This is a genomic window from Pseudomonas sp. Pse35, assembly GCF_024519715.1.
GTDB classification, from domain to species: Bacteria; Pseudomonadota; Gammaproteobacteria; order Pseudomonadales; family Pseudomonadaceae; genus Aquipseudomonas; species Aquipseudomonas paracarnis.
Genome location: NZ_JALJRP010000002.1, coordinates 233425 through 252012 on the forward strand (window position 1 = coordinate 233425; position 18588 = coordinate 252012).

Consider the following 18588-nt stretch of genomic DNA (forward strand, 5'->3'; position numbering starts at 1 on the left):
GGCAAGGGACTAGACCATGCATTTCACCATTCAACGCGAAGCCCTGTTGAAACCCCTGCAACTGGTCGCAGGCGTCGTCGAGCGCCGACAGACCTTGCCGGTGCTTTCCAACGTATTACTGGTGGTCGAGGGGCAGCAGTTGTCCTTGACCGGTACCGACCTGGAAGTCGAACTGGTGGGTCGCGTCCAGCTCGAAGAGCCCGCCGAACCGGGCGAGATCACCGTGCCGGCGCGCAAGCTGATGGATATCTGCAAAAGCCTGCCCAACGATGCGCTGATCGACATCAAGGTGGATGAGCAGAAGTTGGTGGTCAAGGCAGGCCGTAGCCGTTTCACCCTGTCGACCTTGCCGGCCAATGACTTTCCAACCGTAGAAGAAGGCCCGGGCTCGCTGACGTGCAGCCTGGAGCAAAGCAAGCTGCGTCGTTTGATCGAGCGCACCAGCTTCGCTATGGCTCAGCAGGACGTGCGTTACTACCTCAACGGTATGCTGCTGGAAGTATCGGAAGGCATCATCCGCGCCGTGGCCACCGACGGCCACCGTCTGGCAATGTGCTCGATGCGTGCCGATATCGGTCAGCCGGATCGTCACCAGGTGATTGTTCCACGCAAAGGTATCCTTGAACTGGCGCGTTTGCTCACCGAGCCGGACGGCAACGTCAGCATCGTGTTGGGCCAGCACCACATTCGTGCCACCACCGGCGAGTTCACCTTCACCTCCAAGCTGGTCGACGGCAAGTTCCCGGACTACGAGCGTGTGTTGCCTAAAGGTGGCGACAAGCTGGTGGTCGGTGATCGTCAGGCCCTGCGTGAAGCCTTCAGCCGTACTGCGATTCTTTCCAACGAAAAGTACCGTGGTATTCGCCTGCAACTGGCCAACGGCCAACTGAAAATCCAGGCCAACAACCCGGAACAGGAAGAGGCGGAAGAAGAAGTGGGTGTCGACTACAACGGCGCATCGCTGGAAATCGGCTTTAACGTGAGCTACCTGTTGGACGTGCTGGGTGTCATGACCACCGAACAGGTTCGTCTGATCCTGTCGGACTCCAACAGCAGCGCCCTGGTGCAAGAATCTGACAACGACGACTCGGCTTACGTTGTCATGCCGATGCGCCTGTAATCATGCTCAGCAGAAGCTAGATGTCCCTTAGTCGCGTCTCGGTCACCGCGGTGCGCAATCTGCACCCGGTGACCTTCTCCCCTTCCCCCCGCATCAACATCCTCCATGGCGCCAACGGCAGTGGTAAAACCAGCGTGCTGGAAGCCATCCACCTGCTGGGGCTTGCGCGTTCCTTCCGCAGTGCCCGTTTGTTACCCGTGATTCAGTACGAACAATTGGCCTGTACCGTATTTGGCCAAGTGGAACTGGCTGAGGGCGGACATAGCAGCCTGGGGATATCGCGTGATCGCGGTGGCGAATTTCAGATCCGAATCGACGGGCAAAATGCGCGCAGCGCAGCGCAACTGGCCGAGATCCTGCCGTTGCAACTGATCAACCCCGACAGCTTTCGATTGTTGGAGGGGGCCCCAAAAATCCGTCGGCAGTTTCTCGACTGGGGCGTGTTCCACGTGGAACCACGCTTCATGGCCACTTGGCAGCGCCTGCAGAAGGCCCTGCGGCAGCGGAACTCATGGCTGCGGCATGGTACACTTGACGCCGCTTCGCAAGCAGCCTGGGACCGTGAACTGTGCCTGGCCAGCGACGAAATAGATGAATACCGCCGCGCCTATATCAAAGCCTTGAAACCAGTCTTTGAGCAGACCTTGAGCGAGTTATTGGATCTCGAGGGGCTGACGCTGAGTTATTACCGGGGTTGGGACAAAGAGCGTGAGCTGAGTGCAGTGCTCGCAACGTCCTTGCAACGGGATCAGCAAATCGGACACACCCAGGCCGGCCCCCAGCGCGCTGATTTGCGCCTTAGATTAGGTGCACACAATGCTGCGGATATCTTGTCCCGCGGCCAGCAGAAGTTGGTGGTCTGTGCATTGCGTATCGCGCAGGGCCATTTGGTTAGCCAGGCTCGACGCGGTCAGTGTATTTATTTGGTGGATGACTTGCCGTCAGAACTCGACGAGCAGCACCGCCGCTCGCTATGCCGCTTGTTGGAAGACTTACGCTGCCAGGTGTTTATCACCTGTGTAGACCACGAATTATTGAGGGAAGGCTGGCAGACGGAAACGCCAGTCGCTTTGTTCCACGTGGAACAAGGCCGTATCACCCAGACCCACGACCATCGGGAGTGAAGGCATGAGCGAAGAAAACACGTACGACTCGACCAGCATTAAAGTGCTGAAAGGTTTGGATGCCGTACGCAAACGTCCCGGTATGTACATTGGCGACACCGATGATGGTAGCGGTCTGCACCACATGGTGTTCGAGGTGGTCGATAACTCCATCGACGAAGCTCTGGCCGGTCACTGCGACGACATCAGCATTATCATCCACCCGGATGAATCCATCACCGTGCGTGACAACGGTCGTGGCATCCCGGTAGACGTGCACAAAGAAGAAGGCGTTTCGGCGGCAGAGGTCATCATGACCGTGCTCCACGCTGGCGGTAAGTTCGACGACAACTCCTATAAAGTATCCGGTGGTTTGCACGGTGTAGGTGTGTCGGTAGTGAACGCCCTGTCCGAAGAACTGATCCTCACTGTCCGCCGTAGCGGCAAGATTTGGGAGCAGACTTACGTCCACGGCGTACCACAGGAACCGATGAAAATTGTCGGCGACAGTGAAACCACCGGTACCCAGATCCACTTCAAGCCATCGGAAGAAACCTTCAAGAACATCCACTTTAGCTGGGACATCCTGGCCAAGCGGATTCGTGAACTGTCTTTCCTTAACTCCGGTGTCGGCATCGTCCTCAAGGATGAGCGCAGCGGCAAGGAAGAGCTGTTCAAGTACGAGGGCGGCCTGCGTGCGTTCGTTGAATACCTGAACACCAACAAGACCGCGGTCAACCAGGTGTTCCACTTCAACATTCAGCGCGAAGACGGCATCGGCGTGGAAATCGCCCTGCAGTGGAACGACAGCTTCAACGAGAACCTGTTGTGCTTCACCAACAACATTCCACAACGCGATGGCGGTACTCACTTGGTGGGTTTCCGTTCCGCGCTGACGCGTAACCTGAACACCTACATCGAAGCGGAAGGCTTGGCGAAGAAACATAAAGTCGCCACCACCGGTGACGATGCCCGTGAAGGCCTGACGGCGATTATCTCGGTCAAGGTACCGGATCCGAAGTTCAGCTCCCAGACCAAAGACAAGCTGGTGTCTTCCGAAGTGAAGACCGCGGTTGAACAGGAAATGGGCAAGTACTTCTCCGACTTCCTGTTGGAAAACCCGAACGAAGCCAAGCTGGTCGTCGGCAAGATGATCGATGCTGCCCGCGCTCGTGAAGCCGCGCGTAAGGCCCGTGAGATGACCCGCCGTAAAGGTGCGCTGGATATCGCCGGCCTGCCAGGCAAACTGGCTGACTGCCAAGAGAAAGACCCTGCCCTCTCCGAACTGTATCTGGTGGAAGGTGACTCTGCAGGCGGTTCCGCCAAGCAGGGGCGTAACCGTCGCACCCAGGCCATCCTGCCGTTGAAGGGCAAGATCCTCAACGTTGAGAAGGCCCGCTTCGACAAGATGATTTCCTCCCAGGAAGTCGGCACCTTGATCACCGCATTGGGCTGCGGTATTGGCCGCGATGAGTACAACATCGACAAGCTGCGTTACCACAACATCATCATCATGACCGATGCTGACGTCGACGGTTCCCACATCCGTACCCTGCTGCTGACCTTCTTCTTCCGTCAGTTGCCGGAGCTGATTGAGCGTGGCTATATCTACATCGCCCAGCCGCCGTTGTACAAAGTGAAAAAGGGCAAGCAAGAGCAATACATAAAAGACGACGACGCCATGGAAGAGTACATGACGCAATCGGCCCTTGAAGATGCGAGCCTGCACCTGAATGACGAAGCGCCGGGCATCTCGGGTGAGTCGCTGGAGCGCCTGGTCAACGACTTCCGTATGGTCATGAAGACGCTCAAGCGTTTGTCGCGCCTGTACCCTCAGGAGCTGACCGAGCACTTCATCTACCTGCCAGCCGTGAGCCTGGAGCAGTTGGGCGATCACGCCGCCATGCAAGATTGGCTGGCCCAGTACGAAGTACGCCTGCGTACTGTGGAGAAGTCTGGCCTGGTATACAAAGCCAGCCTGCGTGAAGACCGTGAACGTAACGTATGGCTGCCAGAGGTCGAACTGATCTCCCACGGCCTGTCCAACTACGTCACCTTCAACCGCGACTTCTTCGGCAGCAACGACTACAAGACCGTAGTCACCCTCGGTGCTCAACTGAGCACCCTGCTGGACGACGGTGCTTACATTCAGCGTGGCGAACGCAAGAAGCAGGTCAAGGAGTTCAAGGAAGCCTTGGACTGGTTGATGGCGGAAAGCACCAAGCGTCATACCATCCAGCGCTATAAAGGTCTGGGCGAGATGAACCCTGATCAGCTGTGGGAAACCACCATGGACCCTGCTCAGCGTCGCATGCTGCGCGTGACCATCGAAGACGCCATTGGCGCAGACCAGATCTTCAACACCCTGATGGGTGATGCGGTCGAGCCTCGTCGTGACTTCATTGAGAGCAATGCCTTGGCGGTGTCTAACCTGGACTTCTGATCAGGCACATCAGCTAAAAACAAAAGGCCAACGCTTAGCGTTGGCCTTTTTTATTGGTCTGCAGACTCGAATTCTTAAATGCTCCACGTGGAACATCGGCGTACTCAATTTTGCGCGGCGGGTGTCACACTCTCCAACCGATACCCGTACCCATAGATCGTCAACAGCTGCCAACCGCGATCAGCTGTCAGCCCTAGCTTGTTACGCAGGCGGTAGATATGCGTGTCCAACGGCCGCGACGACACCATTTCTTCATGGCTCCAGAATCGCTCATACAGGTACTCGCGAGACAACGGTCGGGCCAGGTTGGCAAATAGACAACTTGCCAAACGGTATTCTCGTTCTGTCAGGTTGATGGGTTTGCCCGCTCGGGTGACGGTCAGTTCGGCATCGTCGAACGTCAGATCGTTAAAGCTCTGCACTTCTTGGGTAGCCGACTTTTGCAAACCGTGGCGCCGCAGGACGGCGCTGACTCGGGCTTTGAGTTCGTTGGGCCGAAACGGCTTGCTGACATAATCATCCGCCCCGCTATTCAACGCCGTGACGATGTCACTCTCGGCATCGCGACTGGTGAGCATGATCACGGCAGGGGGCGATTCCATGTGCTCGCGAGTCCAGCGCAATAACGCGATCCCGGAGATGTCCGGCAGTTGCCAGTCAAGAATCAGCAGGTCAAAGGTTTCCCGGCGTAGCTGGCGCAGCAGGTCTTCACCACGTTCGAAAAAATGCAGCGACCAAGGCTGTTCAGTCGGGCCGGGAATCTGTCGCAGTGTCTGTTCCACCCGTCGCAACTCCGCGGGTTCGTCATCCAGTATTGCGACACGCATGGGTGGGGTCCTTCCTACAAAAAACGAGAGCTTGGATAGGGGCACATGCTGTACAAATGCCGGCCTCTGAATCTGAATAATTATGGGCGGATTTTACGGTGCTCGTATCTCTCGATACGCTGAAAGCGCCGTAAACGCCACCCACTACGTCCTCAAAGAAAGATACCGGCTCCAGTCGGTCAGGAAAAGGGTCGGTGCCGATCGCCTCGCTGGTGCGTAATGCCTGCTTGAATGTGCGGTATCGTTCATTGCGCGGCCGCGGGAACTCCTCCAATGAGACCCAAATAAGCTTCACTGGTTTCAGAACACCGTATGCACTTCATCGCAACCCCATGGAGAGGGATCCTGGGCTTATGAAATCTTTACTCAATGACCATCGACTCCTTGGCACCCTTTTGGCGGTAGCCCTGTGAACCTATGGCGCAAAGCCGAGAAACGCCAACCTACCCAGGCGCAGCTTTTGTTTCATGGGCTGGTTCGTGAATGGCTGTTGATCGGTTTGGTGCTCCTGCCCTTCACCGCGTACTTATCCTTGAGTGCGGGGCTGGCACTCAACAATCCGCTCTATGACAGCCTGCGCCGCCTGACGCCGTTACCGGCAGATCCACGGATCGTTCTGGTGACCATTGATACGCCCAGCCTGGAAGCGTTAGGCCCGTGGCCCTGGCCGCGCAGCGTGCATGCCGAGCTGATTGAACGCCTGAACGCCGCACAGCCAGCGGGCATTTTGTTTGACGTGATCTTCAGTGATCCCGGCGACAATAATGACGACCCACAACTGGCCGATGCCGTCTGCAAAGCCGGCAATGTATTGCTGCCCATCGCCGGGGACAGCAGCGTCAGCCCCAAGGCCCAGGTAACGCCGTTGTCGCCACTGCTCAAGTGCGCCAAGGGCGTAGGGCACATCAACGTCAAAGCGGATAACGACGGAGTGGTGCGCAGCGTGTATCTACGTGAAGGCCCTCCGGGAAGCACACTTCCTCAGTTGGCGTGGCTCGCATTCGCCATGAACGAGCACGCCGAGACGATGCCGGGCCTGCCGCAAGAGCCGACTGGAGGTCACTGGCACCAGGAACATGAAATCCGTGTGCCGTTCACTTCGGAACCAGACCATTTTCCCAGTGTGTCCTACGTCAGCGTATTGCGCGGCGAGGTACCTCCCGAGTCGCTGCGTGGTCGCCTGGTTCTGATCGGCGCCTCAGCCTATGGCATGGCCGATCGTTTCGTGACGCCGCTCTCTTCCACCGTAGGTACTACAGCGGGCGTTGAGATCCAGGCGGACGTACTGAATGGTTTATTGCAGGGCCGCAGCATCGTCGATTTGCCCGGCTGGCTGGCGGCGTTGCTGGCAACGTCCCTGGTGGCCCTGCTGTTGGGCCTTCTGCTTGTGCGCCCACGCTACGCCCTGTGGATGACCTTGGCAGGCATGGCCGTGGCTTTGCTGGGCTCATGGGCCTTATTGCGCCTGGGCCACTGGTGGAGCCCCGCAGCGTGCCTGATCGGTTTGTTGCTGAGTTACCTGATCTGGAATTGGCGACGTCTGACCGTGATCCTCGCCTACTTTGGCTGGGAACTGGCACGCCTGGATAACGAGCCCAAGGTGCTTCCGGAACGTCGTCGCGCGCCCGCCAGTAAGGGCGATGTGCTGCAAGGGCGGATCTTTGCCCTTGAACAAGCCGTCAGCCGTACCCGCGATACGCGGCGCTTTATGGCTGATGGCTTGGAGTGCCTGCCGGTAGCGACCCTGATTACCGATCCCCAGGGCAGTATCCTGTTGGCCAACCGCGTGGCCCGTGAAGTATTCGGCAATGACCTGGTCGGCGAAAACCTCGTCGAACAGCTCGCCGATCTGGGTTATCCCCCGCTGCATAATGGTGTACGCCCTGCCCTCTCGGCGCTGGAGCTGGTCGAGTTTCGCGATATCCACCAACGCAGTTTGCGCATGGAACTGGCCCCTTTGCTGCCTGCCGAAGGGGATTTCGCCCTCGGCTGGTTGTTGAGCCTGACGGACCTGAGCAAGGAGCGTGAAGCCCAGCAGCATCGCGAGACCATGCTGCGTTTCCTTTCCCACGACCTGCGTGCGCCGCATTCAGCGATCCTCGCCCTGCTGGACGTGCACAACGGGGAGTCCCCGGTGTTTACTCAGATCGAACAGCAGGTACGGCGAGCCTTGAGTCTGACCGAATCCTTTGTGCAATTGGCCAAGGCTGAAGCGGACGGTTACCAGTTCCAGCCCACCCTGTTTGCCATGCTGGTGATGGACGCTTTTGATCAAGTGGCGGTGATTGCGCAGTTGAAGGGCATCCATTTGGTCCACGACCTGGATGAGGCGGATGAAGCCATGGTCTATGCCGACCAATCGCTGCTCACCCGGGCATTGTTCAACGTGCTGGAGAATGCGATCAAATACTCCCCATCTGGCACCACCGTCAGGTTAAGGCATGGCAGTGCGCAAGGCTGGTTGGAATGCGGGATAAGTGATCAGGGACCGGGGATTGCGCCGAAGGATCTACCGGAGTTGTTCAACCAATACCGACGTTTCGATTCGGCCCAGGGCAGTGAAGGTCTTGGGTTGGGCCTGACCATGGTCAAGGCGGTAGTAGAACGGCATGGAGGGCGGATCGTGTGCGAAAGTGAGCTAGGCAAGGGCTCGACGTTTATCCTGCTGCTGCCGCTATTGGAGGACTGAAAAAGCGGCTTTTTTGCTGTGCATAAAAAACCGGTCACAAGGACCGGTTTTTTTATGAAGAAAAAACTTATGCACGTTTTTCTGAATTTTATGAGCTTCAGAAATATGTAAGTAAATCAGCTTGTTATGAAGCAAAAAAGCCAATTCGCCAACAAAGCGTACACAGGTTATCCACAGATGCTCAAACGGCCGGCGTCTCCACCACCACCGGTTCCGGAGGCAGGGAGCCCATGGCCCGTTGCTGCGCCTCATTCCACGCCGCAGCCCGGTCGTTCAGGGCGGCGATGGCACGTGGTCCTTCGCCTTCTGCGTACATCGGTTCGCCGATCACTACAGTGATAGTGCCTGGGCGTTTAGCCCAGCCAGTCTTGGGCCAGAACTTGCCAGCGTTATGCGCAATCGGCAGCACAGGCAGGTTGGCGTTGACCGCCAGGGCGGTACCACCGCGTGAGAACTTGCCCACTGTGCCGTAGGGGACCCGCGTGCCCTCAGGGAAGATCAGCACCCAGACGCCGTCCTTGAGCAACTCATCGCCCTTCTTGGCGACATGCTTGAGCGCAGCCTTGGGGTTGTCCCGGTCGATGGCGATCGGACGCAACATGGCCATGGCCCAGCCGAAGAATGGCACATACAGCAACTCGCGCTTGAGCACCTGGCTCAACGGCGAGAAATACGCAGAGAGGAAGAACGTCTCCCAAGTGCTCTGGTGGTTCGAGAGAATCACGCACGGCTGATCAGGAACGTTTTCAGCGCCCTTGACCTCGAAACGAATATTCAGGAACACCTTGCTCAGCCACAACGCGCAGCGGCACCAGTAGACGTTGATAAAGCGATAGCGCGCCTTGAAGGGCAGGAAGGGTGCAATAAAAAAGCTCAGGGTGCACCAGAGAAACGAACTGGTGCCCAGCAGCAGGTAAAAGAAAAAGGTTCTGATGGCCTGCAAGATCGACATGGCGGCATTTACCGTTGCGGGACACGGCCCGCCTGTTAAAAGCGCACTCCCGAACAGTCCTTGGTCAGGAAGTCGAGGGCGGCTAGTTGTTGATAAGTTCTGCGGCAACGGCCGCCAGATCGTCAAAAATCAAGGTGCCTACCGGCAGGTTTTTAGCCTGGGTCTTTTCGCCTTTTCCGGTTTTAACCAAAACTGGCTGAGAGTCGACGGCTTTGGCCGCCTCCAGGTCACCGAGGCTGTCCCCGACGAACCATATCCCAGCCAAGGGCACCTTGTAATGTTCTGCAATAATTTTCAACATGCCAGGCTTGGGCTTGCGGCAATCGCAGCCTTCGTCCGGCCCGTGGGGGCAGTAGACCACCAGCCCCACCTCACCGCCCTGTTCGGCCACTAACGTGCGCAACCGCGCGTGCATGGCGTCCAGGGTGGCGATGTCGTAGTAACCGCGGGCGATGCCGGACTGGTTGGTGGCGATGGCCACTGTCCAGCCGGCTTTGCTCAACTGCGCGATGGCCTCGATCGAGCCGGGCAAGGGGATCCACTCTTGCACCGACTTGATGTAAGCGTCGGAGTCATAGTTGATCACCCCGTCCCGATCGAGAATCAGCAGTTTCAACATGATCAGCCCAGTACGGAAATGTCGGCGATATTGATGAACAGGCCACGCAGACGCGCGAGCATGGCGTAACGGTTTTTTCGCACGCCGGCATCGTCGGCATTGATCATCACCGCTTCGAAGAACGCATCCACCGGCTCACGCAACGACGCCAGGCGCGCCAACGCTTGCGCGTAGTCACGCTCGGCGATCAGCGGCTTCACGGCGTTCTCTGCCTTGGCGATGGCCGAGTTCAGCGAGAACTCCTTGGCGTCGGCAAACAGGCCAGGGTCGACTTCGGCACTGCCGAGGTTATCGGCCTTGCTCAGCAGGTTCGACACGCGCTTGTTCACGGCGGCCAGGGCATCGGCTTCCGGCAGCTTGCGGAACGCTTGCACGGCTTGTACACGCTGGTCGAAGTCCAGTGCCGAACCCGGTTGCAGGGCACGTACCGACAGGTAGACGGAAACGTCCACGCCTTCGTCTTCGTAACGCGCACGCAGGCGGTCGAACACGAACTCCAGCACTTGCTCGGCCAGGCCGGCTTGCTTGACCTTGGTGCCGAACTGGCCGACGGCGAATACCACGGCCTGGGTCAGGTCGAGGTCCAGCTTCTTGTCGATCAGGATACGCAGCACGCCCAATGCCGCACGGCGCAGGGCATACGGGTCTTTGCTGCCGGTGGGCAGCATGCCGATACCGAAGATACCCACCAGCGTATCGAGCTTGTCGGCAATCGCCACAGCCGCACCCGTCAGGGTGGTCGGCAGTTCTGCACCGGCACCGCGTGGCATGTACTGCTCGTTCAGGGCCAGGGCGACATCGTCCGGCTCGCCGTCGTTGAGGGCGTAGTAGTAACCGGCAACACCTTGCATCTCAGGGAACTCGCCGACCATTTCGGTGGCCAGATCGCACTTGGACAGCAAGCCGGCACGCGCAGCCCATGCGGCATCACCGCCAATACGTGGGGCAATGTAGGCCGCCAGCTTGGACACACGCACGGCCTTGTCGTAGACGCTGCCGAGTTTTTCCTGGAACACCACGTTTTGCAGGCGCAGGTTGAAGTCTTCCAGCTTCTGCTTCTTGTCTTGCTTGAAGAAGAACTCGGCGTCGGTCAGGCGCGGGCGCACGACTTTTTCGTTACCGGCGATGATCTGCTGCGGGTCTTTGCTTTCGATGTTGGCGACGGTGATAAAACGCGGCAACAACTTACCGTCCACATCCAGCAGGCAGAAGTATTTCTGGTTGTCCTGCATGGTGGTGATCAAGGCTTCTTGCGGCACATCGAGGAAACGCTCTTCGAACGAGCACACCAGCGGCACCGGCCATTCCACCAGGGCGGTCACTTCGTCCAGCAGGCTTGGCGGCACGATGGCGGTGCCTTCCTGCAGGCGGGCCAATTCTTCGGTGCGCTTGCTGATCAGCTCGCGACGCTCATTGGCGTCGGCCAGCACATAAGCAGCGCGCAGGTCGTTGAGGTAGTTGGCCGGCGAAGTGATACGCACGCTTTCTGGATGATGGAAGCGGTGACCACGGGACTCACGACCGGCCTTCTGGGCGAGGATGGTGCAATCGATGACCTGGTCACCGAGCAGCATCACCAGCCATTGGGTCGGACGCACGAACTCTTCCTTGCGCGCACCCCAGCGCATGCGCTTGGGGATAGGCAGGTCGTTCAGGGAATCTTCAACGATGGTCGGCAACAGGCTGGCGGTTGGCTTGCCGGTGATGACCTGGCTGAAACGCAGTTTCGGGCCGCTCTGGTCGATCTCGCTCAACTCCACGCCACACTTCTTGGCAAAGCCAAGAGCGGCCTGTGTCGGGTTGCCTTCGGCGTCGAAAGCCGCCTGGCGCGGTGGGCCGTCCAGGTTGATGCTGCGGTCCGGCTGCTGGGTTTCCAGCGCGGTCAACAGTACCGCCAGGCGGCGCGGCGCGGCATAGACCTTCTTGGCTTGAAACTTCAGGCCTGCGGTCTGCAGGCCTTTTTCGATACCGGCCAGGAATGCATCGGCCAGGGTATTGAGGGCCTTGGGTGGCAGCTCTTCGGTGCCCAGTTCAACCAGGAAATCTTGAGCACTCATTGTGCAGCCTCCAGCTTAGCCAACACTTCATCACGCAAATCCGGGGTTGCCATCGGGAAGCCCAGCTTGGCGCGAGCCAGCAGGTAGGCTTGGGCGACGGAACGCGCCAGGGTGCGCACACGCAGGATGTATTGCTGGCGCGCAGTAACCGAAATAGCACGGCGGGCATCCAGCAGGTTGAAGGTATGGGACGCCTTCAACACCATTTCATAGCTTGGCAACGGCAGCGGCTGGTCGAGTTCGATCAGGCGCTTGGCTTCGCTTTCATAGAAGTCGAACAGTTCGAACAGCTTGTCGACGTTGGCGTGTTCGAAGTTGTAGGTGGACTGCTCCACCTCGTTCTGATGGAACACATCGCCGTAGGTCACCTTGCCGAACGGGCCGTCAGCCCATACCAGGTCGTAGACCGAGTCCACGCCTTGCAGGTACATGGCCAGGCGCTCAAGGCCATAGGTGATCTCGCCAGTGACCGGGTAGCACTCGATGCCGCCGGCTTGCTGGAAATAGGTGAACTGCGTCACTTCCATGCCATTGAGCCAGACTTCCCAGCCCAGGCCCCAGGCGCCCAGGGTTGGCGATTCCCAGTTGTCTTCGACGAAACGAATGTCGTGCACCAGTGGGTCCAGGCCCACATGCTTGAGCGAGCCCAGGTACAGCTCCTGGAAGTTGTCCGGGTTGGGCTTCAATACCACCTGGAACTGGTAGTAGTGCTGCAGACGGTTCGGGTTTTCGCCGTAGCGGCCGTCAGTCGGGCGGCGACTGGGCTGCACATAAGCGGCGTTCCAGGTTTCCGGGCCGATGGCCCGCAGGAATGTAGCGGTGTGGAAAGTGCCGGCGCCTACTTCCATATCGTAGGGCTGAAGTACCACACAACCTTGCTCGGCCCAGTATTGCTGGAGGGCGAGGATCAAGTCTTGGAAGGTACGCACGGCTGGCGTAGGCTGGCTCACGAAATTCACCTGTTACTTGGGCTGCGATTTAAAGAGCGGGAGTATACCCGATTCGGCCCCGCCACCACTCCCTGGAGCCTTATGCCACGCTGCTTTTGGTGTTCTGAAGATCCGCTGTACATGGCTTATCACGATCAAGAGTGGGGAACGCCGCTGCGCGATGCGCAGGGTTTGTTCGAGTTGCTTTTGCTCGAAGGGTTCCAGGCAGGCCTGTCCTGGATCACCGTTTTACGCAAACGCGAGCATTATCGAAAGGTGTTGTTCGGCTTTGACGCGCAGCGTCTGGCGCAATTGAGCGATGAAGAAATCGAGGTGCTGATGCAGGACCCGGGCATCGTGCGCAATCGCTTGAAGCTCAACGCTACCCGGCGCAACGCCGCGGCCTGGCTGGCGCTGGAAGACCCGGTGGGGTTGCTGTGGTCGTTTGTCGGCGGCAAACCCAAGGTCAATCACTTCAAGGATCGCAGCGACGTCCCGGCGATCACGCCCGAAGCCGAAGCCATGAGCAAAGCCTTGAAAAAGGCCGGCTTCACTTTCGTCGGGCCGACCATCTGCTACGCCTTCATGCAGGCCTCGGGCATGGTCATGGACCACACCCAGGACTGCGACCGTTACGCGGACTTGGTCAACGCCGGTTAGAATGCCGGCTTTGCGCACCACACACGATCAGGAGTGACCTGTGGAAAAGTTTAAAGGCGCCTTGCTGGTAGGCGCTCTTCGGTTGTTTGCCCTGCTGCCCTGGCGCGCTGTACAAGCCGTCGGCACAGGGATCGGCTGGATCATGTGGAAAACCCCCAACCGTTCCCGCGATACGGTGCGGATCAACCTCTCCAAATGCTTCCCAGACATGGACCCGGCAGAGCGCGAGCGCCTGGTGGGCCGCAGCCTGATGGACATCGGCAAGTCCCTCACCGAAAGCGCCTGCGCGTGGATCTGGCCGGCGCAGCGCTCCATCGACCTGGTCCGCGAAGTCGAGGGCCTGGAAGTGCTGCACGAGGCCCTGGCTTCTGGCAAAGGCGTGGTGGGCATCACCAGCCACCTGGGCAACTGGGAAGTGTTGAACCACTTCTACTGCAGCCAGTGCAAACCGATCATTTTCTATCGCCCGCCCAAGCTCAAGGCCGTGGACGAGTTGCTGCGCAAGCAGCGCGTGCAGTTGGGCAACCGCGTGGCGGCTTCCACCAAGGAAGGCATTCTCAGTGTGATCAAGGAAGTGCGCAAAGGCGGCCAGGTGGGTATTCCTGCCGACCCGGAGCCGGCTGAGTCCGCCGGGATCTTCGTACCGTTTTTTGCCACCCAGGCGCTCACCAGTAAATTCGTGCCGAACATGCTCGCGGGCCACAAGGCCGTTGGCGTATTCCTGCACGCCCTGCGCCTGCCGGACGGCTCGGGCTACAAGGTGATCCTGGAAGCGGCGCCGGAGGACATGTACAGCACCGACACCGCGACGTCCTGTGCGGCGATGAGCAAGGTAGTTGAGCGCTATGTAGGTGCTTACCCAAGCCAGTACATGTGGAGCATGAAGCGCTTCAAGAAACGCCCGCCGGGTGAGGCGCGGTGGTACTGACTCACCGCTGACCTCCAGCCCAATGGAGATCAAATGTGGGAGCTGGCTTGCCTGCGATAGCATCACCTCGGAGTGCCTGATATACCGAGGTGTCTGCATCGCAGGCAAGCCAGCTCCCACAGGTGATCACCTCAGGTTTGGCGATCAAGTTTCTTCAGGAACACCGTCATTTCTTTTTCGGCCTGTTTGTCGCCATGGGCCTGGGCGGCTTCGATGCCCTTCTCCCATGCCAGGTGTGCTGCCGCGCGATCTTCCAATCCCAGCCGCGCCTTGCCCAACAACTTCCACGCCGCCGAATACTTCGGATCGAACTCGACGCATCGCTGCAAATGCTCGGCCGCCTTTGCGTTGTCCTTCAGGTCCAGATAACCCTTGCCCAGGCCAAAGCGCAGCAATGAATTATCCACACCCTTGGCGAGCATTTTTTCCAGGGATTCGAGCATGGCTGTGCATCCTTTAGCTACATAGCGGTTTCGATATCGTCATCGCGGGCAAGCCCGCTCCCACACTTGGAGCGCGATCACATGTGGGAGCGGGCTTGCCCGCGATGGCGGCGGCAGGCTCACACAATTTTTTAATCAGAAAAAACTCAGCCCCACGTGGAACAGCTTCTCAACATCGCGAATATATTTTTTATCCACAAGGAACAAAATCACGTGGTCTCCGGTGGCGATCACCGTATCGTCATGGGCAATGATCACTTCTTCATCGCGAATGATCGCGCCAATGGTGGTACCGGGCGGCAGGCCGATATCGCGGATCGCCTTGCCAATCACTTTGCTGGACTTGGAGTCACCGTGGGCAATCGCCTCGATGGCTTCCGCTGCGCCACGGCGCAACGAGTGCACGCTGACAATGTCGCCACGGCGCACGTGGGCGAGCAAGGTACCGATGGTCGCCAACTGCGGGCTGATGGCAATGTCGATATCGCCGCCCTGGATCAGGTCCACATAGGCCGGGTTGTTGATGATGGTCATCACCTTCTTCGCCCCCAGCCGCTTGGCCAGCAAGGACGACATGATATTGGCTTCGTCATCGTTGGTCAGGGCCAGGAAGATATCCGCGTCGGCGATGTTCTCTTCCATCAGGAGATCACGGTCCGAGGCGCTGCCTTGCAGTACGACAGTGCTGTCGAGGGTGTCGGACAAATGCCGACACCGCGTCGGGCTCATCTCGATGATCTTCACCTGATAGCGGCTTTCGATGGCTTCGGCCAAACGCTCGCCAATCTGCCCACCGCCGGCGATGACGATGCGTTTGTAGCTCTCGTCGAGCCTGCGCATTTCGCTCATGACCGCACGAATGTTCGCCTTGGCGGCGATGAAAAACACTTCGTCGTCAGCCTCGATCACCGTGTCGCCCTGGGGCAGGATCGGCCGGTCACGGCGGAAAATCGCGGCGACGCGGGTTTCCACGTTTGGCATGTGCTCACGCAGCTGGCGCAGTTGCTGGCCCACCAACGGCCCGCCGTAATAGGCCTTCACTGCCACCAGTTGCGCTTTGCCTTCGGCGAAGTCGATGACTTGCAACGCACCTGGAATTTCGATCAGGCGCTTGATGTAGTGGGTCACCACCTGTTCCGGGCTGATCAGTACGTCCACCGGAATGGCGTCGTTGTCGAACAACCCGGCGCGGGTCAGGTAAGCCGCTTCCCGCACCCGAGCGATCTTGGTCGGGGTATGGAACAGGGTGTGGGCGACCTGGCAGGCGACCATGTTGGTCTCGTCGCTGTTGGTCACAGCCACCAGCATGTCGGCATCGTCGGCACCGGCCTGACGCAGCACCGTCGGAAACGACGCGCGACCTTGCACCGTACGAATGTCCAGGCGGTCGCCCAGGTTGCGCAGGCGCTCGGCATCGGTGTCGACCACGGTGATGTCGTTGGCTTCACCGGCCAAATGTTCGGCCAGCGTGCCACCAACCTGCCCTGCTCCAAGGATGATGATTTTCATCCGGTCACTCCCTTAAAACCATTCAGCCGCGCGCGGCAGCGATCTTGATCAGTTTGGCGTAGTAGAAGCCATCGTGCCCGCCTTCCTGCGCGAGCAGTTGGCGACCGTGGGGCTGCTTGATACCGGCGCTAGTGGCGAGGTCCAGTTCGCGCGCGCCGCTGGTGCGGGCGAGGAAAGCTTGGATGACCTCGGTATTTTCGGTGGGCAGCGTGGAGCAGGTGGCGTAAAGCAGGATGCCGCCGACTTCCAGGGTTGGCCACAGCGCGTCGAGCAGTTCGCCTTGCAACACCGCCAGGGCGGCGATGTCGTCGGGCTGGCGGGTCAGCTTGATGTCCGGATGACGTCGGATCACGCCGGTGGCGGAGCAAGGAGCGTCCAGCAGGATGCGCTGGAATGGCTTGCCGTCCCACCAGGTGGCGGTGTCGCGGCCGTCGGCGGCGATCAGGTCGGCGTTGAGGCCCAGGCGTGCAAGGTTTTCCCGCACGCGCACCAGGCGCTTGGCCTCAAGGTCCACAGCCACCACACCGGCCAGGTCTTTTTCAACCTCAAGGATGTGACACGTCTTACCGCCTGGCGCGCAGCAGGCGTCGAGTACGCGCTGGCCTGGGGCCAAATCGAGCAGATCGGCAGCCAATTGCGCGGCCTCGTCCTGCACGCTGATCCAGCCTTCGGCAAAGCCCGGCAGGCTGCGTACATCGGCGGCGACTTCCAGCACGATACCGTCCGTGCTGTACACGCACGGGGTGGCGTTGATGGCCGCGCCGGCTAGTAATTGCAGGTATGCATCCCGGCTGTGGTGGCGACGGTTGACCCGCAGGATCATCGGCGGGTGCGCGTTGTTGGCCGCGCAGATAGCCTCCCATTGCTCGGGCCAAAAGGCCTTCAGGGATTTTTGCAGCCAGCGCGGGTGGGCGGTGCGCACCACCGGATCATGTTCCAGCTCGGCCAACAGCGTTTCGCTTTCACGCTGGGCGCGGCGCAGCACGGCATTGAGCAGGGCCTTGGCCCAGGGCTTTTTCAGCTTGTCGGCGCAACCGACGGTTTCACCGATAGCGGCGTGGGCCGGCACGCGGGTGTAGAGCAACTGGTAGAGGCCCACCAGCAACAGCGCCTCGACATCCGCGTCCGCCGCTTTGAACGGTTTTTGCAGCAGCTTGGCGGCCAACGCAGACAACCGTGGCTGCCAACGGGCGGTGCCAAAGGCCAGGTCCTGGGTAAACCCGCGGTCGCGGTCTTCAACCTTATCCAACTGCGTCGGCAGGGAGCTGTTCAGCGAAGCCTTGCCATTGAGCACGGCGGCGAGAGCCTTGGCGGCGGCCAGACGTGGGTTCATTGATTGACCACTCCAAGCGTGGTGCCCAGGGCGAATTTCTCACGACGACTGTTGAACAGATCGCTGAAGTTCAGCGCCTTGCCGCCGGGCAATTGCAGACGCGTCAGGCACAGCGCCTGTTCACCGCAAGCCACCAACAGGCCGTCTTTGCTGGCGCCGATGATCTCACCGGGAGCGCCTACGCCATCGGCCAGGGTCGCGGCCAACACTTTCAAGGCTTCGCCGTTCAGGGTGCTGTGGCAGATCGGCCATGGGTTGAAGGCACGTACCAGGCGCTCCAGTTCCACGGCAGGGCGGCTCCAGTCGATGCGCGCTTCGTCCTTGTTCAGCTTGTGGGCGTAGGTGGCCAGGCTGTCGTCTTGGATTTCACCTTGCAGGGTGCCGGCAGCCAGGCCAGCGATGGCCTGGATCACGGCGGGCGGCCCCAGCTCAGCCAGGCGGTCGTGCAGGCTGCCGCCGGTGTCTTGGGCGGAGATCGGGGTGGTGACTTTGAGCAGCATCGGCCCGGTATCCAGGCCGGCTTCCATGCGCATCACGGTCACGCCGCTCTCCTGATCGCCCGCTTCAACGGCGCGCTGAATCGGCGCCGCACCGCGCCAGCGTGGCAGCAGTGAAGCATGACTGTTGATGCAACCCAGGCGCGGTATATCCAGCACAGCCTGAGGCAGGATCAAACCGTAAGCCACCACCACCAGCAGGTCGGGCTTCAGCGCGGCCAGTTCGGCCTGGGCGTCGGCGTTGCGCAGGGTCGGCGGCTGCAGCACAGGAATGTTGTGCTCCAGCGCCAACTGCTTGACCGGACTCGGCATCAGTTTTTGCCCGCGACCGGCCGGGCGATCCGGCTGGGTGTACACCGCGACGATGTCATAAGGGCTGGCAAGCAGCGCCTTGAGGTGTTCGGCGGCAAATTCAGGAGTGCCGGCAAAAACAATTCGCAATGGCTCGGTCATGGGAGTTCTCGGTTAAAAGCGGTCAC

The 18588-nt window shown here is 59.6% G+C and carries 14 protein-coding genes and 1 pseudogene; 6 read left to right on the forward strand and 9 right to left on the reverse strand.

Annotated elements, in window-relative coordinates:
• The first annotated feature begins 16 nt into the window (after positions 1-16).
• The 3 genes from dnaN to gyrB are packed head-to-tail and all read left to right on the forward strand — an operon-like array spanning position 17 to position 4666.
• A complete protein-coding gene (gene dnaN, locus OC445_RS01745; RefSeq protein WP_003187250.1) occupies positions 17-1120 on the forward strand; it encodes a DNA polymerase III subunit beta in 1104 nt (367 codons plus the stop codon).
• A gap of 20 nt (positions 1121-1140) precedes the next feature.
• Entirely contained in the window at positions 1141-2244 is a 1104-nt protein-coding gene (gene recF / locus OC445_RS01750; RefSeq protein WP_003187251.1) for a DNA replication/repair protein RecF, read from the forward strand.
• 4 nt (positions 2245-2248) lie between these two features.
• On the forward strand, positions 2249-4666 hold the full coding sequence (gyrB, locus tag OC445_RS01755) for a DNA topoisomerase (ATP-hydrolyzing) subunit B (protein ID WP_003187253.1): 2418 nt from the start codon (positions 2249-2251) through the stop codon (positions 4664-4666).
• A gap of 104 nt (positions 4667-4770) precedes the next feature.
• On the opposite strand, the gene OC445_RS01760 is transcribed toward gyrB, so the two are convergent.
• A complete protein-coding gene (locus OC445_RS01760; protein ID WP_054917009.1) occupies positions 4771-5493 on the reverse strand; it encodes a response regulator transcription factor in 723 nt (240 codons plus the stop codon).
• 409 nt (positions 5494-5902) lie between these two features.
• Between OC445_RS01760 and OC445_RS01765 the strand changes: the two genes are divergently transcribed.
• A complete protein-coding gene (locus OC445_RS01765; RefSeq protein WP_198790689.1) occupies positions 5903-8182 on the forward strand; it encodes a CHASE2 domain-containing protein in 2280 nt (759 codons plus the stop codon).
• Between the two features lie 181 nt (positions 8183-8363).
• On the opposite strand, the gene OC445_RS01770 is transcribed toward OC445_RS01765, so the two are convergent.
• From OC445_RS01770 to glyQ, 4 genes and pseudogenes are all read right to left on the reverse strand, one after another.
• Positions 8364-9134 carry a lysophospholipid acyltransferase family protein gene (locus OC445_RS01770; RefSeq protein WP_003187258.1) on the reverse strand — a complete coding sequence of 257 codons (771 nt, stop codon included), beginning with the start codon at positions 9132-9134 and terminating at the stop codon, positions 8364-8366.
• A gap of 82 nt (positions 9135-9216) precedes the next feature.
• Positions 9217-9771 (reverse strand): annotated as a pseudogene (gene gmhB, locus OC445_RS01775) (D-glycero-beta-D-manno-heptose 1,7-bisphosphate 7-phosphatase); the annotation flags it as partial.
• Positions 9756-11810, reverse strand: coding sequence for a glycine--tRNA ligase subunit beta (gene glyS / locus OC445_RS01780; protein WP_198790688.1), 2055 nt, complete (start codon positions 11808-11810; stop codon positions 9756-9758). The pseudogene gmhB and the gene glyS, both read right to left, overlap by 16 nt.
• Entirely contained in the window at positions 11807-12760 is a 954-nt protein-coding gene (gene glyQ / locus OC445_RS01785) for a glycine--tRNA ligase subunit alpha (RefSeq protein WP_003187265.1), read from the reverse strand. Before glyQ ends, glyS begins: the two co-directional genes overlap by 4 nt.
• Before the next feature lie 81 nt (positions 12761-12841).
• On the opposite strand from glyQ, the gene OC445_RS01790 reads away from it, so the two are divergent.
• The gene (locus tag OC445_RS01790) at positions 12842-13399 is read left to right on the forward strand and encodes a DNA-3-methyladenine glycosylase I (RefSeq protein WP_003187266.1); all 558 of its coding nucleotides are present in this window, start codon (positions 12842-12844) and stop codon (positions 13397-13399) included.
• 40 nt (positions 13400-13439) lie between these two features.
• A complete protein-coding gene (locus OC445_RS01795) occupies positions 13440-14327 on the forward strand; it encodes a lysophospholipid acyltransferase (protein WP_014716285.1) in 888 nt (295 codons plus the stop codon).
• Between the two features lie 131 nt (positions 14328-14458).
• Here the strand turns inward: OC445_RS01795 and OC445_RS01800 are convergent, their stop codons facing one another.
• The 4 genes from OC445_RS01800 to fmt all read right to left on the reverse strand — a co-directional run bounded on the left by OC445_RS01800 (position 14459) and on the right by fmt (position 18562).
• The gene (locus OC445_RS01800; RefSeq protein ID WP_044270209.1) at positions 14459-14770 is read right to left on the reverse strand and encodes a tetratricopeptide repeat protein; all 312 of its coding nucleotides are present in this window, start codon (positions 14768-14770) and stop codon (positions 14459-14461) included.
• 135 nt (positions 14771-14905) lie between these two features.
• The gene (trkA, locus tag OC445_RS01805) at positions 14906-16279 is read right to left on the reverse strand and encodes a Trk system potassium transporter TrkA (protein WP_054898867.1); all 1374 of its coding nucleotides are present in this window, start codon (positions 16277-16279) and stop codon (positions 14906-14908) included.
• 22 nt (positions 16280-16301) lie between these two features.
• A complete protein-coding gene (gene rsmB, locus OC445_RS01810) occupies positions 16302-17612 on the reverse strand; it encodes a 16S rRNA (cytosine(967)-C(5))-methyltransferase RsmB (RefSeq protein ID WP_198790687.1) in 1311 nt (436 codons plus the stop codon).
• The gene (gene fmt / locus OC445_RS01815; protein ID WP_072445688.1) at positions 17609-18562 is read right to left on the reverse strand and encodes a methionyl-tRNA formyltransferase; all 954 of its coding nucleotides are present in this window, start codon (positions 18560-18562) and stop codon (positions 17609-17611) included. Before fmt ends, rsmB begins: the two co-directional genes overlap by 4 nt.
• Positions 18563-18588: the final 26 nt, after the last annotated feature.